The sequence below is a fragment of the Micromonospora sp. DT233 genome, from assembly GCF_049841815.1.
Taxonomy (GTDB): Bacteria; Actinomycetota; Actinomycetes; order Mycobacteriales; family Micromonosporaceae; genus Micromonospora.
In genome coordinates this window covers 447,455-469,674 of record NZ_JBNCLB010000004.1, presented here as the reverse complement: position 1 = coordinate 469,674, position 22,220 = coordinate 447,455, and the positions used below count along the sequence as shown (strand labels likewise).

Annotated in this window: 16 protein-coding genes; 8 read left to right on the top strand and 8 right to left on the bottom strand. The window is 73.2% G+C overall.

The window, feature by feature from the left end; translation table 11 throughout:
- The first annotated feature begins 746 nt into the window (after positions 1–746).
- Positions 747–2,315 (top strand): right-handed parallel beta-helix repeat-containing protein, encoded by a 1,569-nt coding sequence (locus tag ACLQ2V_RS13220; RefSeq protein ID WP_425718721.1) that lies wholly within the window; start codon positions 747–749, stop codon positions 2,313–2,315.
- A gap of 194 nt (positions 2,316–2,509) precedes the next feature.
- On the opposite strand, the gene pulA is transcribed toward ACLQ2V_RS13220, so the two are convergent.
- The 3 genes from pulA to ACLQ2V_RS13205 all read right to left on the bottom strand — a co-directional run bounded on the left by pulA (position 2,510) and on the right by ACLQ2V_RS13205 (position 10,065).
- Positions 2,510–8,023, bottom strand: a complete 5,514-nt coding sequence (pulA, locus tag ACLQ2V_RS13215; RefSeq protein WP_425718720.1) for a pullulanase-type alpha-1,6-glucosidase — start codon at positions 8,021–8,023, stop codon at positions 2,510–2,512.
- Between the two features lie 174 nt (positions 8,024–8,197).
- Positions 8,198–8,854, bottom strand: a complete 657-nt coding sequence (locus ACLQ2V_RS13210) for a DedA family protein (RefSeq protein ID WP_425718719.1) — start codon at positions 8,852–8,854, stop codon at positions 8,198–8,200.
- A 440-nt stretch (positions 8,855–9,294) separates the two neighbouring features.
- Positions 9,295–10,065, bottom strand: a complete 771-nt coding sequence (locus ACLQ2V_RS13205) for a hypothetical protein (RefSeq protein ID WP_425718718.1) — start codon at positions 10,063–10,065, stop codon at positions 9,295–9,297.
- A 57-nt stretch (positions 10,066–10,122) separates the two neighbouring features.
- Between ACLQ2V_RS13205 and ACLQ2V_RS13200 the strand changes: the two genes are divergently transcribed.
- The 6 genes from ACLQ2V_RS13200 (at position 10,123) to ACLQ2V_RS13175 (ending at position 14,569) form a co-directional block, all read left to right on the top strand.
- Positions 10,123–10,317 carry a hypothetical protein gene (locus tag ACLQ2V_RS13200; protein ID WP_425718717.1) on the top strand — a complete coding sequence of 65 codons (195 nt, stop codon included), beginning with the start codon at positions 10,123–10,125 and terminating at the stop codon, positions 10,315–10,317.
- A 161-nt stretch (positions 10,318–10,478) separates the two neighbouring features.
- Positions 10,479–11,033, top strand: a complete 555-nt coding sequence (locus ACLQ2V_RS13195) for an RNA polymerase sigma factor (RefSeq protein WP_425718716.1) — start codon at positions 10,479–10,481, stop codon at positions 11,031–11,033.
- On the top strand, positions 11,030–11,830 hold the full coding sequence (locus tag ACLQ2V_RS13190; protein ID WP_425718715.1) for a hypothetical protein: 801 nt from the start codon (positions 11,030–11,032) through the stop codon (positions 11,828–11,830). The genes ACLQ2V_RS13195 and ACLQ2V_RS13190 overlap by 4 nt, the downstream gene beginning before the upstream one ends.
- Positions 11,831–11,847: 17 nt before the next feature.
- Complete coding sequence (locus tag ACLQ2V_RS13185) at positions 11,848–12,648, top strand: ABC transporter ATP-binding protein (RefSeq protein WP_425718714.1); 801 nt, start codon at positions 11,848–11,850, stop codon at positions 12,646–12,648.
- Positions 12,645–13,967: a hypothetical protein gene (locus ACLQ2V_RS13180; protein WP_425718713.1), complete on the top strand. Its 1,323-nt coding sequence runs from the start codon at positions 12,645–12,647 to the stop codon at positions 13,965–13,967. The genes ACLQ2V_RS13185 and ACLQ2V_RS13180 overlap by 4 nt, the downstream gene beginning before the upstream one ends.
- The gene (locus tag ACLQ2V_RS13175) at positions 13,964–14,569 is read left to right on the top strand and encodes a hypothetical protein (RefSeq protein WP_425718712.1); all 606 of its coding nucleotides are present in this window, start codon (positions 13,964–13,966) and stop codon (positions 14,567–14,569) included. Before ACLQ2V_RS13180 ends, ACLQ2V_RS13175 begins: the two co-directional genes overlap by 4 nt.
- A 49-nt stretch (positions 14,570–14,618) precedes the next feature.
- Here ACLQ2V_RS13175 and ACLQ2V_RS13170 read toward each other — a convergent pair whose 3' ends face one another.
- Positions 14,619–14,975, bottom strand: a complete 357-nt coding sequence (locus ACLQ2V_RS13170; RefSeq protein ID WP_425718711.1) for a VOC family protein — start codon at positions 14,973–14,975, stop codon at positions 14,619–14,621.
- A 160-nt stretch (positions 14,976–15,135) separates the two neighbouring features.
- Here ACLQ2V_RS13170 and ACLQ2V_RS13165 point away from each other — a divergent pair, with 160 nt between their 5' ends.
- Positions 15,136–17,988, top strand: a complete 2,853-nt coding sequence (locus tag ACLQ2V_RS13165; protein ID WP_425718710.1) for an aconitate hydratase — start codon at positions 15,136–15,138, stop codon at positions 17,986–17,988.
- A gap of 82 nt (positions 17,989–18,070) precedes the next feature.
- Here the strand turns inward: ACLQ2V_RS13165 and ACLQ2V_RS13160 are convergent, their stop codons facing one another.
- The 4 genes from ACLQ2V_RS13160 to ACLQ2V_RS13145 all read right to left on the bottom strand — a co-directional run bounded on the left by ACLQ2V_RS13160 (position 18,071) and on the right by ACLQ2V_RS13145 (position 22,201).
- A complete protein-coding gene (locus ACLQ2V_RS13160) occupies positions 18,071–18,682 on the bottom strand; it encodes a GTP-binding protein (RefSeq protein WP_425718709.1) in 612 nt (203 codons plus the stop codon).
- Positions 18,663–19,049: a DUF742 domain-containing protein gene (locus tag ACLQ2V_RS13155; protein WP_425718708.1), complete on the bottom strand. Its 387-nt coding sequence runs from the start codon at positions 19,047–19,049 to the stop codon at positions 18,663–18,665. Before ACLQ2V_RS13155 ends, ACLQ2V_RS13160 begins: the two co-directional genes overlap by 20 nt.
- 5 nt (positions 19,050–19,054) lie before the next feature.
- The gene (locus ACLQ2V_RS13150; protein ID WP_425718707.1) at positions 19,055–19,477 is read right to left on the bottom strand and encodes a roadblock/LC7 domain-containing protein; all 423 of its coding nucleotides are present in this window, start codon (positions 19,475–19,477) and stop codon (positions 19,055–19,057) included.
- A gap of 87 nt (positions 19,478–19,564) precedes the next feature.
- Positions 19,565–22,201: a nitrate- and nitrite sensing domain-containing protein gene (locus tag ACLQ2V_RS13145; protein WP_425718706.1), complete on the bottom strand. Its 2,637-nt coding sequence runs from the start codon at positions 22,199–22,201 to the stop codon at positions 19,565–19,567.
- Positions 22,202–22,220 lie beyond the last annotated feature (19 nt).

Genomic DNA, 22,220 nt, shown 5'->3' with positions numbered 1-22,220 from the left:
GTGCCGGATTCGCCCTCTACGGGGCCTTTGCGGGGCACCACAAGTCCATGATCGACGATGCGCTGGGCGAGGTCGCCCCGGCGCCTGCGTGCGTCTCGGGCTCGGCGTCTTCCTCGCCCGCCGGTGACCCTACGACGCCCGTTTGACGTCCATGGCGCCCTGATCACCGGGAGCTGGGCGAGGGGTGGCCGGGCGCGTACGGGAGACAGCCCGTCCGGCCGGGAGGCGGCCGGACGACCCGACGAGCCTGCCCGGGGTGGACCCTCCGCGCAGTGCCGCCGCCCGCTCCTGGGGTGATGTCTCTCGTGGGCCCTTTGGAGCTGATGTCGTAGACGAATCGCCGTGGGCGATGTCGTAAACGACTCAGCTCCAAAGCGTGCGGTGAGGGATCCGGCCTCCCGGCAGGCCGCCCACCCGAATCGCCGGGTGGCCGGACGCCCCGGCCGAGGGGGCCGACCTGCCCAACCGCTGGCGGTGCGCCGCGCGCGCACGCCCACCTGACGCCGTACCGGCCGCCCCGCGCCCGGTGTGCCGTATCCGAGCCGGTTGGGGCCCTCGGGCGGAACAGGGCCGTGCGTGCCCCGCTGCGGAAACTTGTACCGAATGTGGGCTTCGTTCGGATAAGCCCGCAGGGCGAGGAACATTCTCATACGGTGGTCTTTAACGGCTACAACCGATTTGTAGCAAAGGACGCCTCGCTGTGCGGTGCGGCCTTGTCTGATACGAAGAGAGGGCAGAGAGCTCCGATGTCCAACTACCTTCGGAAGAGCAACGACGCCGTCAGCGGTACGGCACCCAGGACGCGCGGCCGGAAGGTGTGGCTCGCCTCCGGCCTGGCCGGGCTGACCGGCGTGGTCAGCCTCGCCGGGATCGGCGTCGCCACCAACGCCAACGCGGTCGGCATCGACAGGCTGGCGGACCTGAAGTGGTCCGCGGCGGAGCAGTTCGTCAAGCGGGACGGCGGGCACGGGCCGGACGGGCGCGGCGCGCCCGGGGGGCGCGAGGAGGGCAAGGGCCCGAACGGCGAAGGCCGGGACGGCGAAGGCCGGGACGGCAAGGGCCAGGAGGGCAAGGGCCAGGACGGCAAGGGCGAAGAGGGCAAGGGCGAAGAGGGCAAGGGCGAAGAGGGCAAGGGCGAGGACGGCAAGGGTGAGGACGGTTACGGGCGGGTGCAGGACGTGCTCTGCGACCCCGACCGGCTGATCGCCGCGATCACCCGCGCCAACGCCGACAACGGCGGCACCCTGCGCCTGGCCAAGAACTGCACCTACTCCCTGACCACCAACAACGGCCCCGGCGGCAGCGGCCTGCCACCCATCACCCAGAACATCACCATCAAGGGCGAAGGCGCCACCCTCGTCCGCGCCGCCAACGCCACCCAATTCCGCTTCTTCGACGTCACCTCCGGCGGACACCTCCGCCTGGCCGACCTCACCCTCACCGGCGGCAACGGACTCACCGGCGGCGCCGTCATCGTCCGCACCGGCGCCACCGCCACCATCGAAAAAACGAAACTCGTCAACAACGACGCCCTCGCCGCCGGCGGCGCCATCGAAAACAACGGCACCACCACCCTCGACCACACCACCCTCACCAACAACAGCGCCGTCCTCGCCGGCGGCGCCATCAACAACACCGGCCTACTCAGAATCAACGAGTCCGAGTTGAAGGCCAACAACGCCGGTGGCGCGGGCGGCGCGCTGAACAACCTGGCCGGCACCGTGGTGCTGCACAAGAGCGCCGTGGTGGGCAACCGCTCGATCGGCGCGGGTGGTGGGATCTCCAGCGCGGGCGGGATCCTCGACATCGCCAACGCCGAGGTCAACGAGAACACCACCGGCCTCACCGGCGGCGGCATCGCCGTCCTCAACACCCAACTCACCATCCGCCACAGCACCATCAGCCGCAACGCCTCCATCGGCGGCGGAGGCGGCATCTCCAACACCGCCGGCCTCCTCCTCACCAGCAGCACCACCATCGAAAACAGCAAAATCACCGACAACGTCACCAACGGCATCGGCGGCGGCGGCATCCTCAACACCGACCTCACCCCGAACATCGGCGGCACCGCCACCCTCACCATCCGCAACACCGACATCAGCAAGAACAAAGCCACCCTCGGCGGCGGCATCCGCAACCTCGGCGGCACCGTCACCCTCACCAACACCAAGATCGTCACCAACACCGCCACCATCACCAACGGCGGAGGCGGCATCAACACCAACACCGCCATCACCACCATCGACCCCACCACCGTCATCGTCGCCAACCGACCCAACAACTGCACCGGCACCGTCACCAACTGCTTCGGCTGAGCACGGCGCACACGAACGATCGGCCCCCCTCCCGCACCTGGGGAGGGGGGCCGATCGCTGCCGTCTCGACCGCCGCGGAACTTAAGCCGCCGGCCCGACCATGCGGAACTAAGCCACCGGCCGGACCAGCGCGGAACTAAGCCGCCGGCCCACCAGCGGGACGAGGGCCCCGCCAGCGGCCGGCAACAGCGCAGCTAGCGCTGGACGAAGACCGCCACGCTGCGCGCCGGGACCGTGAACGTGCCGGTGCCCCCGTCGAACGACGCGGTGCGCAGCACGGGATCGGCCGAAGCGGCCAGCACCGGGTGCAGGGCGACGTCCGCCCCGCGCAGGCCGCCGACCTGCTGCTGCGCCGCCTGCGGGGTGGCGTTGAACACGACGGTCACCGACTTCCACTTCCCGTCGAGCCCTCGGGCGTCGAGGCTCATGGTGAGCACGCCCGGGGTCTCCTGCGGGCCGGAGAGCGGGAAGCTCACCCGTCGCTGCACCTCGTCGGCCGTGGCCAGGCCGAAGACCGGCGAGGAGTCGCGCACCCGCAGCAGCTCCGCGTACCGGGCGTCGGCCAGGTTGATCGCCGCGCAGTCCGGCACCAGCTTCGGGTCGGCCAGCAGCGGCTTCGCGTACGGCCACTTGTCCTGGTTGTCCGCCGCCGGGGGCAGGCCGGCGCCGAAGCCGTTGCCCTGGGCGCAGTCCCAGCGGATCTGGTTGAACCAGTCACCGGAGTTGAACGAGTTGCGGTCCAGCGACTTCGAGCGCAGCCGCTCCGAGCCGGCCGTCACGAAGCCCGTCCCCTGGCCCAGCACCGCCGTGCTCAGGGAGAGCACCTGCATCCGGGCCCGGTCCGCCGCCGAGGTCGCCTGCGGCAGCTTGTACGCCAGCGCGTCGTACAGGATCTCGTTGTCGTGCGCGTCGACGTAGGTGATCGCCTCCCCGGGCGCGGCGGTGTAGCCGGCCGGCGAGCCGTTGTAGTCGACCTGCGCGCCGGTGACCTGCCGGCCCGCGGAGTCGGTGAACCGGTAGTCGCGCAGGTTGCCGGTCAGCCCGACCTTGATCTGGTCGTGGGCGTGCAGCAGCCGGGCCTTCTGCTCGGCCGCCGAGCCGTTGACCGGGTCGCCGTTGGGGTCGGTGAAGAGGCCGGAGCCGAAGCCCTGCACCTTCGGGTTGGCGTCGAACGGGCCGCCGCCGCGCACCGCGTCGCGGAGCCGGTCGTTGAAGGTGCCGATGCCGGTGCCGGCCATGTTGGCCTGGGTGGCCTGGACGAACCGGGCGTCGTTCGCGACCTCGCCGAAGTTCCAGCCCTCCCCGTACAGCAGGATCTTGCGGCCGTCGACGCCGTCGCGGGCGACGGTGAGCCGGTCCAGGGCGGCGCGCACGGCCAGGATGTTCGCCTTCGGGTGGTGGCCCATCAGGTCGAACCGGAACCCGTCCACCTTGTACTGCTTGGCCCAGGTGACCAGGGAGTCCACCACCAGCTTGCCCATCATGGCGTGCTCGGGGGCGGTGTTGGCGCAGCAGGTCGAGTCGGCCACGGCCCCGTCGTCGAGCAGCCGGTGGTAGTAGCCGGGCACCACCTGGTCGAGCACCGACTTCGCGTCCGTGCCGGCGGCCGCGGTGTGGTTGTAGACCACGTCCATGACCACCCGCAGGCCGGCGCGGTTGATCCCGGCGACCATCTGTCGGAACTCGGTGGTCCGCTTCGCCCCGGCCGGGTCGACGGCGTAGCCACCCTCGGGGACGGTGTAGTGCAGCGGGTCGTACCCCCAGTTGTAGCCGTCGGTGTCGGCGACGGCGGCGACGCAGCGCTGCTGCTCCTCGGAGTCCGGGGGCAGCTTCGCCAGGTCGCAGGCCGGCTGGCGCTGGTCGGCGCGGCGCTCGGGGATGGTGGCGAAGTCGAACGCCGGCAGCAGGTGCAGGTAGTCGACCCCGGCGGCGCCGAGCGCCGTCAGGTGCCGCATGCCGGCCGTGTTCGGGTCGGTGAAGGCGAGGTAGGTGCCCCGCCGATCGGCCGGCACGGTGGCGTCGGCGATGGAGAAGTCCCGCACCGAGAGCTCCTGGATCTGCGCCTTGGCCGCCGCCGGGGCGGCCGGCTTGCGCAGGTTCGCCCAGCCGGCCGGGGCGAGCGCCGGGTCGGCCAGGTCGACGATCTGGCTGTGCGTGGAGTTCGCCGCGAGCGCGTGCGAGTACGGGTCGGTCACCGAGGCGGTGACGACCTGCTGCTTCGCCGGCTGCCAGGCGGTGACCCGGTAGCGGTAGTACTTGCCGGTCCAGTTCCGCGCGCCGCGTGCCGACCAGACGCCGGTGCGGTCGTCGCGGCGCATCTGCACCGCCCGGGGCGCGGCGGTCGGCGCGTCGAAGAGCTCGAGGGCCACCGACCGGGCCGTGGGGGCCCAGACCGCGAGGGTGGGCGTCCCGCCGGCGAAGGTCGCGCCGAGGCGGGCTGAGGTGGCGGCGGCGTAGACGTCGTCGAGCACGCCCGGCACCTGCACCCCGGTCGCGGCCAGCAGCTTGCCGGCCGCGTCACGTTCGGTGGCCACGAGCTGCCCGCGCAGCGCCGCCGGCACCTTCCCCAGGTCACCCCGGTCCAGGGCGAAGGCCTGGTACGCCCACAGGTGCGGGAACTTCGCGCGCTGGGCCTCGGTGAGCCCGTTGCGCTGCGCCCGCAGCGGCAGCGAGGTGTACGTCCCGACGATCTCCCCGTCGACGACGCGCAGCCCGCCGGCCGGGGCTGCCACCAGGGCGTACGTCCTGCCGTCGGTGGGCCCGGCGGACCAGGCCACGGTGGCGCGGTCGATCCACTGCGCCTTCTCCTGCGTGAGGTCCACGTCTGCGTTGGCCTGCGACGAGGTGCTTGGCAGCAGCCGACCCGGGGTGCCGGCCAGCAGCCACACCTCCCGGCCGGCGGAGGCGAAGTCAAGGCGCTGGTCGTCGGGAAGGTCCTTGGTGTCGCCCTTGTGCAGGATGTAGTTCAGCCCGGTCGCCCCGGCCGCCAGCGGCACCCGGAAGACCGCGCCGAAGGAGTCGATGCGCTCCGGGCGCAGGGGCGTCGACCAGTCGGTCGGGTTGGCCGCGCCGTCCCAGACGTGCAGGCCCCAGCCGTCGTAGTCGTTGTCGGTCTTGCGCCAGTGGATGAGCGCGGTGTTCTCGTCGACCGGCGGGTCCGGCTCGCCGGTGGCGGCGGCCCGGGTCGGGTAGGCGGCCGGGTCGCCCTGCTTCACCCACACCTCACCGGTCTGCGTCACGTCGATGGTGCGGTCGTTCGCCACGTCCTTGTTCCCGTCCGAGTCCACGATCAGGAAGCCGACCGAGGTCGCGCCCGGCTTCAGTTTCACCCAGGCGAAGCGGCCGTAGGAGTCCTCCCCGACGAACGGCTGCCCGGCGGGCCACTCGGTGACGTACGCGGGGTCGATGTCGCCCCAGGCGTAGAGGTTCCAGTCGGCGTACCCGCCGGCCGGGCGCTGGTAGTGCACGACCGCCCAGTCCCGCGACGCGCCCTGCGCCGGGGTGCCCACGGTGGCGGTCGAGTGGGTGCTCGCGGTGCGCCCCTTGCCGTCGCGGACGACGGCCTTGTACTCGATGCGCGTCCCGCCGGGCAGCCCGGTCAGGTCGTGGTGCACGGTGTACGGGGCGGAGCGGGCGCTGCCCAGCAGGGTCCACTTGCCGCCGGCCACCCGGGCGGCGACGGCGACGGTGGCCAGCGGGTCGCCGGTGACCTGGGCGGTGACGGCGGCGCGGGTGGCCACCGGGGTCCCCGGGGCGGGGGCGGTGACGGCGATGGTCGGCGACGCGGCGGCCTGCGGGATCGCCCGCGCGGCCCGGTACACCACGGCGGACATCGCCGGCACGGTCACCGCCAGCTTGCCGTCCGCCCCGGCCGTCGCGGTCGCCGCGCCGCCGTAGATCCCGGCGAAGGCGGTGCCGGGCGAGAAGGTGTCGACGGTGATGCTGCGCGCGGCGTCGGCGTTGTTGACGGCCACGACGTACTCGGTGCGCTGCCTCGGGTCGATGCGGGAGAAGGCGAAGACGCCCGCGCCGTCGGCCGCGTACCGGGTGACCTGCACGCCGTCGCGCAGCGCCGGGTGGGTGCGGCGCAGTGCGCCCAGCTCCGCGATCGTGCGGTACAGCGGGTGCGCAGTGTCGTACTGGGCGTCGGCGTGGGTGCGCTCGGTGCCGATCAGGTCGTCGTCGAGGTAGTCGGGCACCTGCGAGGCGAACATGTCCTGGCGGGCGTCCTTGTCGCCGCCGGGGCCGGTGAAGCCCTGCTCGTCGCCGGAGTACACCACCGGCTGCCCCCGGGTGAGGAACATCAGCTGGTGGGCGAGCTGGTCGCGGCGCAGCTTCGCGGCGTCGTCCCCGCCGGCGGCGGCGACGAAGGAGCCGATCCGGCCCATGTCGTGGTTGCCGAGGAAGGTGGTCGACCGGTGCGCGCCGGTGTCGCGGGCGGCGTAGAGGTCGTCGCGGGCGTACACGTCGGCCAGCGCCTTCGCGGAGCCGCCGGCGGCGGTGTAGCCGCGGGCGGCCTCCTGGAAGGCGAAGTCGAGGGTGGCCGGCAGGCCGCCGCGCCGCACGTAGCTGGAGGTGATCTCCGGGTCGGCGCTGTAGACCTCGCCGAACATGAAGAAGTCCTTCTTGCCGGCCCGCTCGGCGGCCCGCTCGATGCCCCGGCTGAACTGGGGCCAGAACTCCATGTTGGTGTGCTTGACGGTGTCCAGCCGGAACCCGTCGACGCCGGTGTCGCCGATCCAGTCGCCGTAGACCTTCGTCAGCCCCTCGACCACCTCGGGGCGCTCGGTCCAGAGGTCGTCGAGGCCGAAGAAGTCGCCGTACTCGCTGTTCTCGCCGGCGAAGGTCGAGTCACCCCGGTTGTGGTACATGGTGGCGTCGTTGAGCCACGCCGGGACCTTGGCCTTCGCGTCGGCCGGGCTGTCGAAGACCGGGGTGTACGGGAAGGACTGCGCGTTGACCGCCGGGAAGTCCCGGCTGCCGTCGGCGTAGTTGCGGTCCTCGAACTTGCGCCCCCGCGCGTCGGTGTACGGGGCGGTCTTCTTGTCGAGGTACGCGTACTTGCCCTCGGCGTACTTGATGACGTCGGCGGTGTGGTTGACGATGACGTCGAGGTAGACCTTGATGCCCCGCTGGTGCGCCAGCCGGACCAGCCGCTTCAGCTCCTCGTTGGTGCCGAAGTGCGGGTCGACCTGGGTGAAGTCGGTGATCCAGTAGCCGTGGTACCCGGCGGAGACGTCCGCCCCGGTGCCCTGCACGGGCCGGTTCTTGAAGATCGGGGCGAGCCAGATGGCCGTGGTGCCGAGCCCCTGGATGTAGTCGATCTTGTCGAGCAGGCCCTTGAGGTCGCCGCCGTGGTAGAACCCCTTGTCCTTGGGGTCGAGGCCGGTGCGCAGCCGGTCCCCGGCGAGGCCGCCGGAGTCGTTGCGCGGGTCGCCGTTGGCGAACCGGTCGGGCAGGACGAAGTAGAACTGCTCGGCGCGGGCGTCGTCGGAGCCCGCCCTGAGCAGGGCGTCGACGGAGGGCTCGGAGCGCCACTGCACCGCGCCGGCGGCGGCGAGGGGGTCGGTGCCGGCGGCTTGCTCGGCGGCCTGGCGGGCGACCTGCCCGGCGGGCTGGTGGGCAGCGACCGGGGTGCCGACGAGGGTCAGAGCGAGGGTGGAGACCAAGGCGAGCAACGCCTTACGGGGCAGCGGCGGGGGTTTCATCGACGGCCTTCCTCTGGTCGTGATTCGCCCGCACGCTAGCCCTTGCCGAAACATTCTGCAATGCCTTGCAAACTTCGCCGTAACACGGCGATCGTCCTGCAAGAACAGCCGATCGGCGGCAGCGGCGGGACGGACCCGCGGCCGCACCGCCTGGGCCGCATCGCCTGCCCGGCGTCAGCGGTCGGTGCCCGCGCCGACCGGCTCGGTGGCGTCGTCCGGCTCGATCGCTGCCATTCGGCGGGCCCGCCGGCGCAGCCACCAGGTGCTGCCCAGCCCGGCGAGCACCGCGAGGACCAGCCCGGCCCAGGAGATGTCCTTGAGCCAGTGCTCGGCCGCCCGGCCCACCGTGTAGAGCAGGTAGGTGGTGCCGAACGCCCAGACCAGGCCGCCGGCCGCGTTGGCCAGCAGGAACCGGCGGTACGGCACGTGCAGCGCGCCCGCGAGCGGGCCCGCGAGGATGCGCAGCAGCGCCACGAACCGGCCGAAGAAGACCGCCCAGACACCGTGCCGGGCGAAGCTCTGCTCGGCGCGGGCCAGGTGCGCCGGGCCGAGGTGCTTCGGGAAGCGCCGGCCCAGCCGTTCGAGCAGCGGGCGACCGCCCCGGCGGCCCACCGCGTACCCGACGGAGTCGCCCACGATGGCGCCGAACGCCGCGGCGGTGGCCACCCACTCCGGTTCCACCACCCCGCTGGCCGCCAACAGCGCCGAGCTGACCAGCACGATCTCGCCGGGCAGCGGAACGCCCATGCTCTCCACACCGATCACGCCAGCGACGATCAGGTAGACCGCGACCGGAGGCAACGCGGACAGCCAGTGCGACACGTCGAACACGGTCCACCCCTTCAGGTCCGGTCTCGCACCCTACCCGCGCCGCCGACGCCCCGCGCCCCCATGCCGCCGTAACCCCCGTTCGCGCACCCCCGAGCCGGAATCGACCGGCCGCGCGCCGAGCCGAAGCTGTCGCCTGCGCGTTGAGGGAGGAGGGGGCGGGCGTCGGGGCGAGGGCGCAGACGTACGAATGCGGTGGACTGTCCGGACCCGGGTACCGGGATCCGGGCGCTATGGAGCTGAGTCACCAGCGACATCACGCCCCGCGCGCCGGGGCACTCCGGACGCTCGTGTCTGCCGCCTGCCGGCTGCCGGCTGCCGCCGGCCGGCTGCCGGCTGACCGCGAACCGGGCCCCGACCCGGCGGTTCCGTCGGCGATTCGCGCACGACATCAGCTCCAAAGCAGCTCCGACACCTATCCGACGTCCTGCGAGGACAGCCGGTCAGCGCTTCGGGATGCGTACCTCGATCTCGGCGCCGAGCTGCGCGCCGGCCGTCAGGCCGAGATCGTCGCCGCTCCAGAACCGGCCCGGGTCGTACCAGTTCGGCCGGCGGCCGGCGGGCAGCAGGCCCATCGCCTCGTAGGTCACCGCGACCACCTCGGCGCAGTACGCCGTCTCCAGCGCGGCGTCCCGCATCCCGGGCCCACCCGCCGAGTCCCCTGTGGTGCCGGCCGGGCGCTCCCCCAGCGCTGCCGCGCCGTCCGGGCGCTCCCATGGGGCGCCGTCCAGCCGCCGGCTCAGCGCCGCCTTCGGCCGCTCGATCGCCGCACGCAGGTTGGGCAGCCGGACCTGCGGCACCCGGCCCCGCGCCCAGCGCAGGGCGAGCTGGGCGGTGGAGGGGAAGGGCGTGCCGTCGAGGCGGGCGATGGTGCGCAGCACCGCCTTCTCCATCTCCGCGTCGGCGGAGGGTTCGAGCTGGCGCAGCCAGGCCCGCTGGCCGTAACGGTTGGCCCAGACGCAGACCGCGTCCCGCAGGTCGTGCAGTTGCACGCCGCGCTGGTGGGTGCCCGTCCACATGTCCCGCAGTGACCGGCCCAGCTCGGCATGCCACATCAGCGGCGGCATGTCGTCCAGCACCACCGCCATGCCCACGTGGTTGACGGGGCTGTTGGTGGTGAACTGGATGGCCCGGTCGGGCGCGCTGCGGCCCCGGAACACCCAGACGTCGCCGGTGCGGCTCAGCTCCACGGCCTCGTCCAGGCTGATGCTCATGCCCGCACCCCGTCGCCGCCCGCGCTCTGCTCGCTCATGGGGGTCTACCCTATGCGGATGCGGCAACGGATGCAGTGGTGGAAGGTGCTCGGGCTGGCCGGTCTCGCGGGCGTCGCCGCGACCGGGGTGGTCGTCGCGCGGGCCGAACGGCGACGGCGGGCGTACACCCCGGAGGAGATCCGGGCCCGGCTGCGCGACCGCCACGCGGAGGCCACCGCCGCCGCGCCGACCGCCCCCGACGCGCCGGCCTGATCGGCCCCACCTCCTCGCCGCATCCTCGCCGCGCGCGGCGGCGGGAGAAGCGTGCCCTGGCCGCCCCGGTGGTCACCACCGCCGCCCGCCACTCCCGCGCAGTGACCCACGTCACGTCGGATCGTGAACCCCGCGCCCGTGCGGCGGTCGTCTAGCTGGACGTGAAACGAAGCCTCCAGGCCGCCGACGAGGACGACCTCGTGCGCCGCGTCGCCTCCGGGGACCGGCGGGCCTTCGACGAGTTGTACCGGCGGACCTCGCCGTGGCTGCTCACCCGGTTGCGCCGCCGGTGCGCCGACGACGACGTGGTCGCCGACGTGATGCAGGAGACCTACCTGACCGTCTGGCGGGCCGCGGGCGGCTTCGCCGGGGCCGCCACGCCGGGCAGCGCGGTCGGCTGGCTCTGGACGATCGCCGCCCACCGCCTGGTCGACGCCTTCCGGCGCCGGGCCCGGCAGCACCAGGTGTCGGCGGCGGTGCCGCTCGGTGAGTCGGTAGCGCCCGCCGCCGAGGACGAGGTGATGGTCGGCCAGGTCGGCCAGGAACTCGAACATGCCCTGCTCACGCTCCCGCCGGAGGCCCGCCAGGTGCTGCGGGCGATGGTCCTCGACGGATTCTCGGCGCGCGAGACCTCGCTGCTGCTCGGGGTGCCGGAGAACACCGTGAAGTCCCGGGCCCGGCGGGCCCGGATCGCCCTTCGGGAGGCGCTGTCATGACCACGCATCCATCCCCCGCGCTGATCGCCCGCTACGCCGACCGGGAAGCGCGGCTCGATGAGGTCACGATGTGGTCGGTCGAGCTGCATCTCGACACCTGCTCCCGGTGCCGGGCCCTGCTGGCCGGCGGCACGACGGACGACACCCGGGCGCTGCTCGACCGGGTCGCCGCCGGGGTGGACCAGGGCATCGTCGGCGGACCGGCGCCGGCTCCCCGCCGACGCCTGGCGGTGCTGCTGCACCGCTGGGCGGCCTGGCAGCTGGCGCCCTGGCTCGGCATGACGGTGGCGGTGCTGGGCTGCGCGGTCCTGCTCGGGGTGCTGGCACCCGGGCTGCCGTCGCTGGTGGCGTTGCTGGCCCCGGTGGCGCCGCTGCCCGGGGTGGCGGTCGCCTGGACCCGGCGGTACGACCCGGCCTGGGAACTCATCGCCGGCACGCCGTCGGCCGGGCTCGGCATGCTGCTGCGGCGTACGGCGGCGGTCCTGGCCGTGGTCGTGCCGGCGCTGGCCCTGGCCAGCGGCGGCACCGGCGTCTCCCTGGCCCTGACGCTGCTGCCGTGCCTGGCCTTCACGGCGTTGAGCATCGCGTTGGGCGCCTTCGTCGGCGTGCGGCACGCCGCGGTCGGGATCGGCGCCGCCTGGGCGCTGGCCGTCGTGACACCGGCCGTCTACACCGCCGAACTGCCCGTGCTGTTGCAACCGGGATCCGTCCGGGGGTGGGCGCTGCTCACCGTCGTGCTGGCCGGTTTCGCCGCCACCCGGGCCGGCGCGTTCCGCCGGCTCTCCGGCCTCAACTGACGATCGAAGGAGCAATGATGCGTACGGTGAGCACGGCCGAGACGGCCGCCACCACCTATCCCTGGGCGGTGCACGCCGAAGGGTTGCGGGTGCGCGCCGGCCGGCACCTGGCCGTCGACGGGCTCGACCTGGCCCTCGGCACGGGCGTGCACGGTCTGCTCGGCCCCAACGGCGCCGGCAAGACCACGCTGATGCGGGCCCTGGCCACGGTGCTGAAGCCGGCCGGGGGCCGGTTGACCCTGTTGGGCGAGTCGGTCGACGGCCGCGCCGACCTGCGACGGGTCCGGCGCGGGCTGGGTTATCTGCCGCAGCAGTTCGGTTTCTACCCACGGTTCACTCTCCGGGAGTTCGTCGAGTACATGGCGTGGCTCAAGGAGATGCCGAAGGCCGAGGTGCCGGCCGCGGTGCAGCGGGCGATCGACCGGGTCGGGCTCACGGCGAAGGCGGACGCCCGGATGAAGACGCTCTCCGGGGGCATGTTGCGCCGGGCCGGCATCGCCCAGGCGATCGTCAACGACCCGGAGGTCCTGCTGCTCGACGAGCCCACCGTCGGGCTCGACCCCGAGCAGCGCCTCGACTTCCGCGAACTGCTGCGCGACCTCGGCGTCGACAGCAGCGTGCTGGTCTCCACCCACCTGGTCGAGGACGTGGTGGTCGCCTGCACCGACGTCGTCATGATCAACGAGGGGCGGCTCGTCTACCAGGGCACGCCGGAGGACCTGGTCACCCGTGGCGGGCAGGGCGACGCCGGCGACAGCCCGGCCGAGCGGGGCTACTCGGCGCTGCTGCGCCGGCACCGGGCGGAGGCCGGGCGATGAGCCGCATCATCGGCATCGAACTGCGCCGCTCGGCGGCGTTCGGGGCCGCCCTGGCCCTGCTGGTCGTCGGCGTGGTGCTGATCTACTTCGTCGAAGGGATCCAGTTCGCGGCCGGGTGGATGCAGCTGGCCATGGTCCAGCGGTGGTACCTGGTCCTGCTCTGGCCGCTGGCGCTGGCCGCCGGAGCGTGGCAGGCCCGCCGGGAGCAGCGGTCGAAGGTGGCGGAGCTCTTCGCCAGCACGCCCCGGCCGAGGATCGTCCGCGTCCTGCCGACGCTGAGCGCGATGGCGGTCGGGGTGCTGGCCGGCTATCTCGCGATCGGGGTGGCGGGGGGCGGGTGGATCGTCGACACGGCGCGATACCTGCCGGGGGCGGTCTTCGCCGTCACGGCCGTCGGCGGCCTGGCCCTGGTCGCGGCGGTCTGGCTCGGCCTGGCGCTCGGCCGCCTGCTGCCGTCGCCGGCGACCGCTCCGCTGCTGGGCGTCGCGGGCCTCGGGATGCTGCTCTTCCTGCCCTGGCTGACGCGTCCGCGCGGCTGGCTGACCCTGGTCTTCTCGCCGATGTACGAGATGAACCTGCCCGGCGCCTATGCGACGGTCCCCGGCCGGGTCAGCGTCGCCCAGGCGTGCTGGCTGGTCGCGCTCGCGGCAGCCGCGGTGCTGCTGCTGGCGTCCGGTGGTTGGCGCATGCGGGTGGCCGCGCTGGCGCCGGTGCTGCTGGGCGCCGCGCTGGCGATCGCGGTCGTGCCCCAGCAGAACAGGGTCGTCGTCGACGCGGTCGATCCCGTGGCGAGGAAGCTGGTCTGCACCGAGGACGCGCCCCGGGTGTGCGTCAGCCGGGTCAACTCCGGGCTGCTCCCCGAGGTCGCCGCGCGGGCCCGGGAGGGCCTCGCGGTCCTGGGGAAGCTGCCGGACCCGCCCAGGGAGGTCCACGAGGACACCACCACGTACCCCGGCGACGGCTTCCCGGTGTGGCGCGCGGACGTGGTGCTCCTCGGCGTCGCGGTCACCCCGGACGGTCGCTTCGACGACGAGGGCGCCGTGGCCGGCGTGGTGGTCGGGGCGTTCGACGGCCCACGGGACTGCGCGCAGCCGACCGACCCGGCCGACCGGCTGGCGGCCGCGTCCTGGCTGACGGGGCGGGCGCCGGTGGCGCCGGACCCCTACTGGGACGTGGAGGACGTCGCGGCCGCCGGGCAGCGGTGGCAGGCCCTGCGGCAACTGCCCGAGGGCGAGGCCCGGGCCCGGGTGGCGGCGCTGCGCCGGGCGGCGGCGACGTGCTCGGCCGGCGCGGGCCTGCTGACCGGGGGGACTCCGTGAGGTGGCTGGCGCTCTACCTGCGCTCCCGGCGGGTTCCGGCGGCGCTGGCCGTGGCCGCTGCCTGCCTGGCGGTGACGTGGTCGCTCTGGTCGGTCTCCTCCGACGCCCGCCTCGTCGGCAGGGAGCTGGTCGTCCTGACCGTCCTGCTGCTGGTCGCCGCCCTGACCGCGACGCTCGACGGCCCCGACGCCGCCCTGGAGCAGACGGCCGGCCTGCGGTGGCCGCCGCGCCGGGTGGTGCACCTGCTGGGGGCCTTCCTGGCCGTCGTGGTGCTCCTGGGCGTCACGCTGGCGACCGGCGCCCGCTTCGCCCCGATCGAGCTGGTGGCGCGCGACGCGGCGGGGCTGCTCGGGCTGACCGCCCTGGGGGCCGCGGCGATCGGCACCGCGCGGGCCTGGTTCCTGCCGCTGGGCTGGACGCTGCCCGCGGTGATGTTCCCCCGGCCGGGGCAGCCCCTGGGGGAGATCCTGACCTGGCAGGCGCAGCCCTCGTCGAGCACCGCCGCGGGCGTGACGGCCGGGCTGCTCGCGCTGGGCGGGCTGGCCGCCTACGCGGCCGCCGGGCCCGCCAAGCGGACGCCCGCCGAGGCCGCCCAGCACTGACGGCAGCCCGGCCGGCGCCGACGTGCGTGCGGGGCCGGCCGGCCGGCGGTCAGGACGGGGTGAGGAACTCCAGGCGGTTGCCGTGGGGGTCGGCGGTGTGGAAGCGCCGCAGACCGGGCAGTTCGTCCTCGGGCCCCCAGGCGACCGGGTGGCCGGCGGCGGTCAGCCGGGCCGCGAGGTCGTCGAGGTCGGGGCGGAGCAGGGCTACGTGGGCCTTGCGGGCGGGACGGAAGTCGTCCTCGACGCCGAGGTGCAGCTCCGCGCCGTACCCGGTGAACCAGCAACCGCCGCGGGCGGCGAGGGGCGGGGGTTTGGGCTTCTCGGTCATGCCGAGCAGGCCGGCGTAGAACGCCCGGGACGCGGCCTCGGAGCCGCGCGGGCAGGCGAGCAGGACGTGATGGATCATGGGGGTACCTCCTCGCCTCGGAGCGTGGCACGAGGTTGCGCGAATAGCAAGACGGACGTACGGTTTTGTAGGAAGCGAGAATCGACGGTAAGTGTCACCTAACCCGGGCATCGCCCCGGTCGGTGCGAAAGACTGCTCAGGACTAATCACGGTCGCTGGTATGAAGGAGTACGACGTGGCGAGCCTCGACACCTTCGGTGCGAAGACCCAGCTACGCGTCGGAGACGCGAGCTACGAGATTTTCAAGATCAGTAAGGTGGAGGGGCAGGAACGGCTCCCCTACAGCCTGAAGATCCTGCTGGAGAACCTGCTGCGGACCGAGGACGGCGCGAACATCACCGCCGACCACATCCGGCAGCTCGGCGCCTGGGACGCCAGCGCCGACCCGAGCGTGGAGATCCAGTTCACCCCGGCGCGGGTGCTCATGCAGGACTTCACCGGCGTGCCCTGCGTGGTCGACCTGGCCACCATGCGCGAGGCGGTACGCGACCTCGGCGGCGACGCCACCAAGGTCAACCCGCTGGCCCCGGCCGAGCTGGTCATCGACCACTCGGTCATCGCCGACCTCTTCGGCCGCGCGGACGCCTTCGAGCGCAACGTCGAGCTGGAGTACGAGCGCAACAAGGAGCGCTACCAGTTCCTGCGCTGGGGCCAGAGCGCGTTCAACGAGTTCAAGGTCGTCCCGCCGGGCACCGGCATCGTGCACCAGGTCAACATCGAGTACCTGGCCCGTACGATCATGGAGCGCAACGGCCAGGCGTACCCGGACACCGTGGTCGGCACCGACTCGCACACCACCATGGTCAACGGCCTGGGCGTGCTGGGCTGGGGCGTCGGCGGCATCGAGGCCGAGGCCGCCATGCTCGGCCAGCCGGTCAGCATGCTGATCCCCCGGGTCGTCGGCTTCAAGCTGCACGGCGAGATGCCGGCCGGCACCACCGCCACCGACCTGGTGCTCACCATCACCGAGATGCTGCGCAAGCACGGGGTGGTCGGCAAGTTCGTCGAGTTCTACGGCCCCGGCGTGGGCGCCGTGCCGCTGGCCAACCGGGCCACCATCGGCAACATGTCCCCGGAGTACGGCTCCACCGTGGCGATCTTCCCGATCGACGCCGAGACCGTCCGCTACCTGGAGCTGACCGGGCGCGACGCGTCTCAGGTGGCGCTCGTCGAGGCGTACGCCAAGGAGCAGGGCCTCTGGCACGACCCGGCCGCCGAGCCGGAGTACTCGGAGCGCCTGGAGCTGGACCTGGGCACCATCGAGCCCTCCCTGGCCGGCCCGAAGCGCCCGCAGGACCGGGTGCCGCTGGGCAGCGCCAAGACCCTGTTCCGCTCCGCGCTGACCGCCTACGTCGCCGACGACTCCGCCGGCGAGCGTGAGCTCAAGCCCTCCGTCGCCCGCGAGCGGCTGCCCAAGGGCGCCAACGGCCCGGCCGACGAGGCCAGCGCCGAGTCCTTCCCGGCCAGCGACCCGCCGGCCAACGACTTCAGCGACCCGGCCGACGAGCCGCGCGACCTGGAGACCGCCGCCGTGGGCGCGGGCGGGCGGGCCAGCAACCCGATCCGGGTCACCGGCGCCGACGGCGTCGAGTACGAGCTGGACCACGGCGCCGTGGTGATCGCGGCGATCACCTCCTGCACCAACACCTCCAACCCGCAGGTGATGATCGGGGCGGCGCTGCTGGCCCGCAACGCCGTCGACAAGGGCCTGTCGCGCAAGCCGTGGGTGAAGACCACCCTGGCACCGGGCTCCAAGGTCGTCATGGACTACTACGACCGCGCCGGCCTCACCCCCTACCTGGACAAGCTCGGCTTCAACCTGGTCGGGTACGGCTGCACCACCTGCATCGGCAACTCCGGCCCGCTGCCGGAGGAGGTCTCCGCCGCGGTCAACGAGGGTGACCTCGCCGTCGTCTCGGTGCTCTCCGGCAACCGGAACTTCGAGGGCCGGATCAACCCGGACGTCAAGATGAACTACCTGGCGTCCCCGCCGCTGGTGGTGGCGTACGCGCTCGCCGGCACGATGGACATCGACCTGGCCAACGAGCCGCTCGGCGAGGACGCGCAGGGCCAGCCGGTCTTCCTGCGCGACATCTGGCCCAACAGCGCCGAGATCCAGGACGTCATCGCCCAGGCGATCGGCGCGACCGGGTTCAGCGCGGCGTACTCCGACGTCTTCGCCGGCGACGAGCGGTGGCAGTCGCTGCCGACCCCGACCGGCGACACCTTCGCCTGGGCGGGCGAGAGCACCTACGTACGCAAGCCCCCGTACTTCGAGGGCATGCAGCGCGAGCCGCAGCCCGTGGTCGACATCGCCGACGCGCGGGTGCTGGCCAAGCTGGGCGACTCGGTGACCACCGACCACATCTCCCCGGCCGGCTCGATCAAGGCCGACTCCCCCGCCGGGGAGTACCTCGCCGAGCACGGGGTGCCGCGCCACGAGTTCAACTCGTACGGCTCCCGCCGGGGCAACCACGAGGTGATGATCCGGGGCACGTTCGCCAACATCCGGCTGCGCAACCAGCTCGTCCCCGGGGTGGAGGGCGGCTTCACCGTCAACCACCTCACCGGCGAGCAGAGCTCGATCTACGACGCCTCCACCGCCTACCAGGCCGCGGGCATCCCGCTGGTGATCCTGGCCGGCAAGGAGTACGGCTCCGGCTCGTCGCGGGACTGGGCGGCCAAGGGCACCATGCTGCTCGGCGTCCGGGCGGTCATCGCCGAGTCGTACGAGCGGATCCACCGGTCGAACCTGATCGGCATGGGCGTGCTGCCGCTGCAGTTCCCGGTCGACGCCACCGCCGAGTCGCTCGGCCTCACCGGCACCGAGACCTTCTCGATCACCGGGGTGACCGCGCTCAACGACGGCGCGGTCCCGCGCACCGTGAAGGTCAGCACCGACACCGGCGTGGAGTTCGACGCCGTGGTCCGCATCGACACCCCCGGCGAGGCGGACTACTACCGCCACGGCGGCATCCTGCAGTACGTGCTGCGCCGCATGATCGCCAACTGAGTACCCGAAAGGGGCCCGTCGTCCAGAGCGGACGGTGGGCCCCTTTCGTGTGGCGCGGGCCGGGTCGCCCGGCCGAGGCCGGCTACTCGGCGGACGTGGCGCGGCGGCGCGACTCCCGGACCTTCATGGCGTGCTCCATCAGCGTGATGAGCACATCCTTGCTGGACTCGCGCTGCCGGGCGTCGCAGAGCAGCACCGGCACCCCCGGGTCGAGGTTGAGCGCGGCCTGCACCTCGTCGAGCCGGTACTGGCGGGCGCCCTCGAAGCAGTTCACCGCCACCACGAACGGGGTGCCCCGCCCCTCGAAGTAGTCGATCGAGGGGAAGCAGTCGGCGAGCCGACGGGTGTCGGCGAGCACCACCGCGCCGAGCGCGCCGAGCGCCAACTCGTCCCAGACGAACCAGAATCGGTCCTGGCCGGGCGTGCCGAAGAGGTAGAGCACGAGGTCGTCGCTGATGGTGATGCGGCCGAAGTCCATCGCCACCGTGGTGGTGGTCTTGCTCTCCACCCCGGAGAGGTCGTCGACGCCGATCCCCGTCTCGGTCAGCACCTCCTCGGTGCGCAACGGCCGGGTCTCGCTCACGGCACCGACCATGGTGGTCTTGCCGACGCCGAAACCACCCGCGATCAGGATCTTGATCGCGGTGGGCAGCGGCACGGCTCCCGCCGGCCGCTCAGAGGGCCCGTAGTCCATTGATAACCGCCTCGAAAATGCTGTCGTCGGGAAGTCCCGCGGTGGCCCGCGGCTCGCGCACCTCGACCAGATCCCGCGCCGCCAGGTCGCCGAGCAGGACCCGGATGGTGCCCACCGGCAGGTCCAGGTGGGCGGCGACCTCGGCGACGGACTGGATCCGCTGGCAGAGCAGGACGATGGCCAGGTGCTCGGGACCCAGGCCGACCTCCGCCGGCACCTCCGAGCGGGTGGCCGTCACCAGGGAGATCAGGTCGAACGTGCCGGTGACGGGCCGGGCCCGGCCCCGCGTCACCGCGTACGGGCGGACCACCGGGCCGGCGTTGTCGTCGACCCACTGTTCCTGTGTGGACTCCCCTGGGACCGTCATCGCGGCTACTTCTCGCCGACCGACGGCTCGGGCAGGCGCGTCGGGGAGGCCACGTACTTGCCCACCCGGGTGACCAGCATGGCCATCTCGTACGCGATCAACCCGACGTCGGCGTCCTCGGAGGCCAGCACCGCCAGGCAGGCGTTGCGGCCGGCGGCGGTGACGAAGAGGAACGACGACTGCATCTCGATGATCGTCTGCTGGACCTGCCCGCCGCCGAACCGTTTCCCCGCGCCCCGGGCCAGGCTCTGGATCCCGGCCGCCATCGCCGCCAGGTGCTCGCCGTCGTCCTGGCTCAGCCCACGCGACGACGCCATCAGCAGGCCGTCTGTGGAGAGCGCGACAGCGTGCTCGGCCTGCTTCACCCGGCCGACCAGATCGTCCAGCAACCACGTCAGGTCGGCACTCGATGCCGTCTTCTGCCCCACTCGTCGTCCTCTTCTTCCCGGCTGGTGTCGCCGTCGTCGTCCGGGACCTGCCGTCCCGCTCTGGGCGCGGGTTCCCGCGCGCCACCCTCAGGTCGCTTCGTGCCCGCCGGCCTCGGGCCCGTCACCGGGTTCCGTCGTGCCGTCGTCGCCGAGCAACCGGGCCGCCTCGGTGCGGCCGCGCAGGGTGCCGGTCTGGTAGGAGCTCATCATCCGGCGCACCTGCTCCGGCGGCCGGATCGTCTCCTCGTCGTCTTCTGGCTGGGCCGCCGGCTCGTCGCGCAGCTCGGGCACGATGTTGGCCTGGCGCACCCGCACGGGCAACCCCGAGCCGGTCCGCTGGGCCGGCACCGGCCACTGGGTCGGGGCCGGGCCGGTCGGGGTCGGCGGGATGGGCACGTCGACCGAGGCGGCCGGCCGGGGTGCGGCCACCGGGAAGCCGCTCGGCACCGTCGGCGCGTCCAGCGCCGACTGCCCGGAGCGGCGCGGTGAACGCACCGGCAGCCCGGCCTCGGTCTCGCTCGGCGCGGCCGGCGTCGTCGGGGCCTCCGGCGTCGTCGGGGCCGCGCGCAGCCGCCCCCGGGTGGGCAGGGCCGGCAGCCCGTCGACCGCATCCGGCTCGGGGGCCGACGCGTCCGGGCTCGCGGTCGACACGTCCGGGTTCGCGGTCGTTGTCGCCGGGTTCGCGGTCGGCGTGGCCGGGGCCACCCGGGGTTCCACCAGGGCGACCGGCGCGGCCGGTCGGGCCGAGGAGTCCCCGCCGGCCGGCGGGGCGAGGGCCACCGGGGCGACCGGGGCGGGGCCGGCGAGGGCGGCCGGACGCTGGGCGGCGTCGGCGTCGCCGTCGGCGGGGTCGGCGACCAGCTCCGGCGGGATCAGCACCACCGCGGTGGTCCCCCCGTACGCCGACTCCTTGAGCTGCACCCGCACCCCGTGTCGGTCGGTGAGCCGGCTGACCACGTAGAGGCCGAGCCGGGCGGCGTTGGCCAGGTTCAGCTCGGAGCGGTCCACGATCCGCTGGTTGGCGGCGACGAGGTCCTCCTCGCTCATCCCGAGGCCACGGTCCTCGATCTCGATGACGAAGCCGTTGGCCACCTTCTGCCCGCGCACCTCGACGCTGGTGTGCGGGGGCGAGAACGACAGGCCGTTCTCGATCAGCTCGGCCAGCAGGTGGATGACGTCGCCGACGGCCCGTCCGGCCAGCGACACCGAGCCCAGCGGGAGCACGTTGACCCGGGTGTAGTCCTCCACCTCGGCGACCGCGCCCCGCACCACGTCGACCATCGGGACGCTGCGTCGCCAGGCCCGCCCCGGGGTGGACCCGGAGAGGACGATCAGGTTCTCGGCGTTGCGTCGCATCCGGGTGGCGAGGTGGTCGACCCGGAACAGGTCCTCCAGCTCCTCGGCGTCGTGCTCGCGCCGCTCCATCGCGTCGAGCAGGGTGAGCTGGCGGTGCACCAGGGCCTGGGTGCGCCGGGCCAGGCTGAGGAAGACCTCGCGGACGTTGCGGCGCAGCTCCGCCTGCTCCACGGCGGTGCGCAGCGCGGTCTCCTGGACCACGTTGAACGCCTTGCTGACCTGGCCGACCTCGTCGTCGCCGAACTCCAGCGGTGGCGCCTCCTTGGCGACGTCCACCTCCTCGCCACGCCCCAGCCGCTCCACCACGCTGGGCAGCCGGTCGTTGGCCAGCGTGACGGCCGCCTGGCGCAGCCGCTCCAGCTGCTCCAGCAGGCCCCGGGCGGTGGTGATCGAAACGATGATCGCGCCGACGACGGCCAGCAGGCCCAGGCCGGTGGCGAGGACCAGCCGGACGATGACCATGACACCGACCGGGAGGGCGCGCTCCAGCACGCCGTCACCCCCGGCGGTGACCACCTCGTCCCACCGGGTCAGCGCCGGCGTCACGGCCTGCTCCCACTCGGCGGGCTGGAAGCCCGGCCGGGGGTCGCTGGCCCGGTTCTGGATGATGCTGTCCTCCAGGGCGCGCAGCTTCTCGAACGCCTCGCTGCCCACCATGGCGTCGTACCGGTCGTGGTCGGCGGCGGGCAGCCGGCTCACCGACAGGTCTGCCGCGAAGCGCTGCGCGCCGATGAGCTGGGCGAGCTGGGCCCGCTCCGCCGTGGTCACCCGGCCCGCCGCGAGCACGCCGGTGACCAGGGAGTCCTCCTGGGCAAGCAGCTCCCGGGCGCGGTTGAGCTCGATCAGCGCGAGGGTGTCCTCGGCGACCTGCTCGTCGTCGAGCACGCCCATCGCGGTGAAGACGTCGAAGACGGCGCCCACCACCGCGCCGTACGAGGTGAACGTGGTCGTCCGGTCCACGCTGCGGGCGTCCACCTCGGAGCGGATCTGCCCCAACCGGTCGAGCTGCCCGTACAGCAGGTCGATGCGCCGCTCGAGGGCGTCGCCGGCCGCCAGCCCGGTGCGCCAGTCGCTCGACGAGCTACGGAGCGCCGCCGCCACCTCGTCGGTGCTGCGGCGTTCCGTGCCGAGCGCGTCGCGCCGGGCCTCGTCCGGCCGCCCGAGATAGGCCAGCGACACCTTGCGTTCCCGCTGGAGCTGGTGCACCAGCTTCTCGCTCGGCTCGGACACCGACTCGTTGAGCTTCTGCACCCCGAGAAGGTTGTAGCCGTCCCGGATCGTCACCCACGCCGCGAAGGCCCAGAGCGCGACGAGCGACGCCAGCATGGCGACGATCTTGGTACGGAGATTTGTACTGCGAGAACGCATCACACCGTCCTGGCCGGGT

Bases quoted from the DNA above. Each gene is read 5' to 3' on its own strand.
- ACLQ2V_RS13220 (WP_425718721.1), top strand. From the start codon at position 747: ATGTCCAACTACCTTCGGAAGAGCAACGACGCCGTCAGCGGTACGGCA.
- pulA (WP_425718720.1), bottom strand. From the start codon at position 8,023: ATGAAACCCCCGCCGCTGCCCCGTAAGGCGTTGCTCGCCTTGGTCTCC.
- ACLQ2V_RS13205 (WP_425718718.1), bottom strand. From the start codon at position 10,065: ATGAGCATCAGCCTGGACGAGGCCGTGGAGCTGAGCCGCACCGGCGAC.
- ACLQ2V_RS13200 (WP_425718717.1), top strand. From the start codon at position 10,123: ATGCGGCAACGGATGCAGTGGTGGAAGGTGCTCGGGCTGGCCGGTCTC.
- ACLQ2V_RS13190 (WP_425718715.1), top strand. From the start codon at position 11,030: ATGACCACGCATCCATCCCCCGCGCTGATCGCCCGCTACGCCGACCGG.
- ACLQ2V_RS13185 (WP_425718714.1), top strand. From the start codon at position 11,848: ATGCGTACGGTGAGCACGGCCGAGACGGCCGCCACCACCTATCCCTGG.
- ACLQ2V_RS13180 (WP_425718713.1), top strand. From the start codon at position 12,645: ATGAGCCGCATCATCGGCATCGAACTGCGCCGCTCGGCGGCGTTCGGG.
- ACLQ2V_RS13170 (WP_425718711.1), bottom strand. From the start codon at position 14,975: ATGATCCATCACGTCCTGCTCGCCTGCCCGCGCGGCTCCGAGGCCGCG.
- ACLQ2V_RS13165 (WP_425718710.1), top strand. From the start codon at position 15,136: ATGAAGGAGTACGACGTGGCGAGCCTCGACACCTTCGGTGCGAAGACC.
- ACLQ2V_RS13160 (WP_425718709.1), bottom strand. From the start codon at position 18,682: ATGGACTACGGGCCCTCTGAGCGGCCGGCGGGAGCCGTGCCGCTGCCC.
- ACLQ2V_RS13155 (WP_425718708.1), bottom strand. From the start codon at position 19,049: ATGACGGTCCCAGGGGAGTCCACACAGGAACAGTGGGTCGACGACAAC.
- ACLQ2V_RS13145 (WP_425718706.1), bottom strand. From the start codon at position 22,201: ATGCGTTCTCGCAGTACAAATCTCCGTACCAAGATCGTCGCCATGCTG.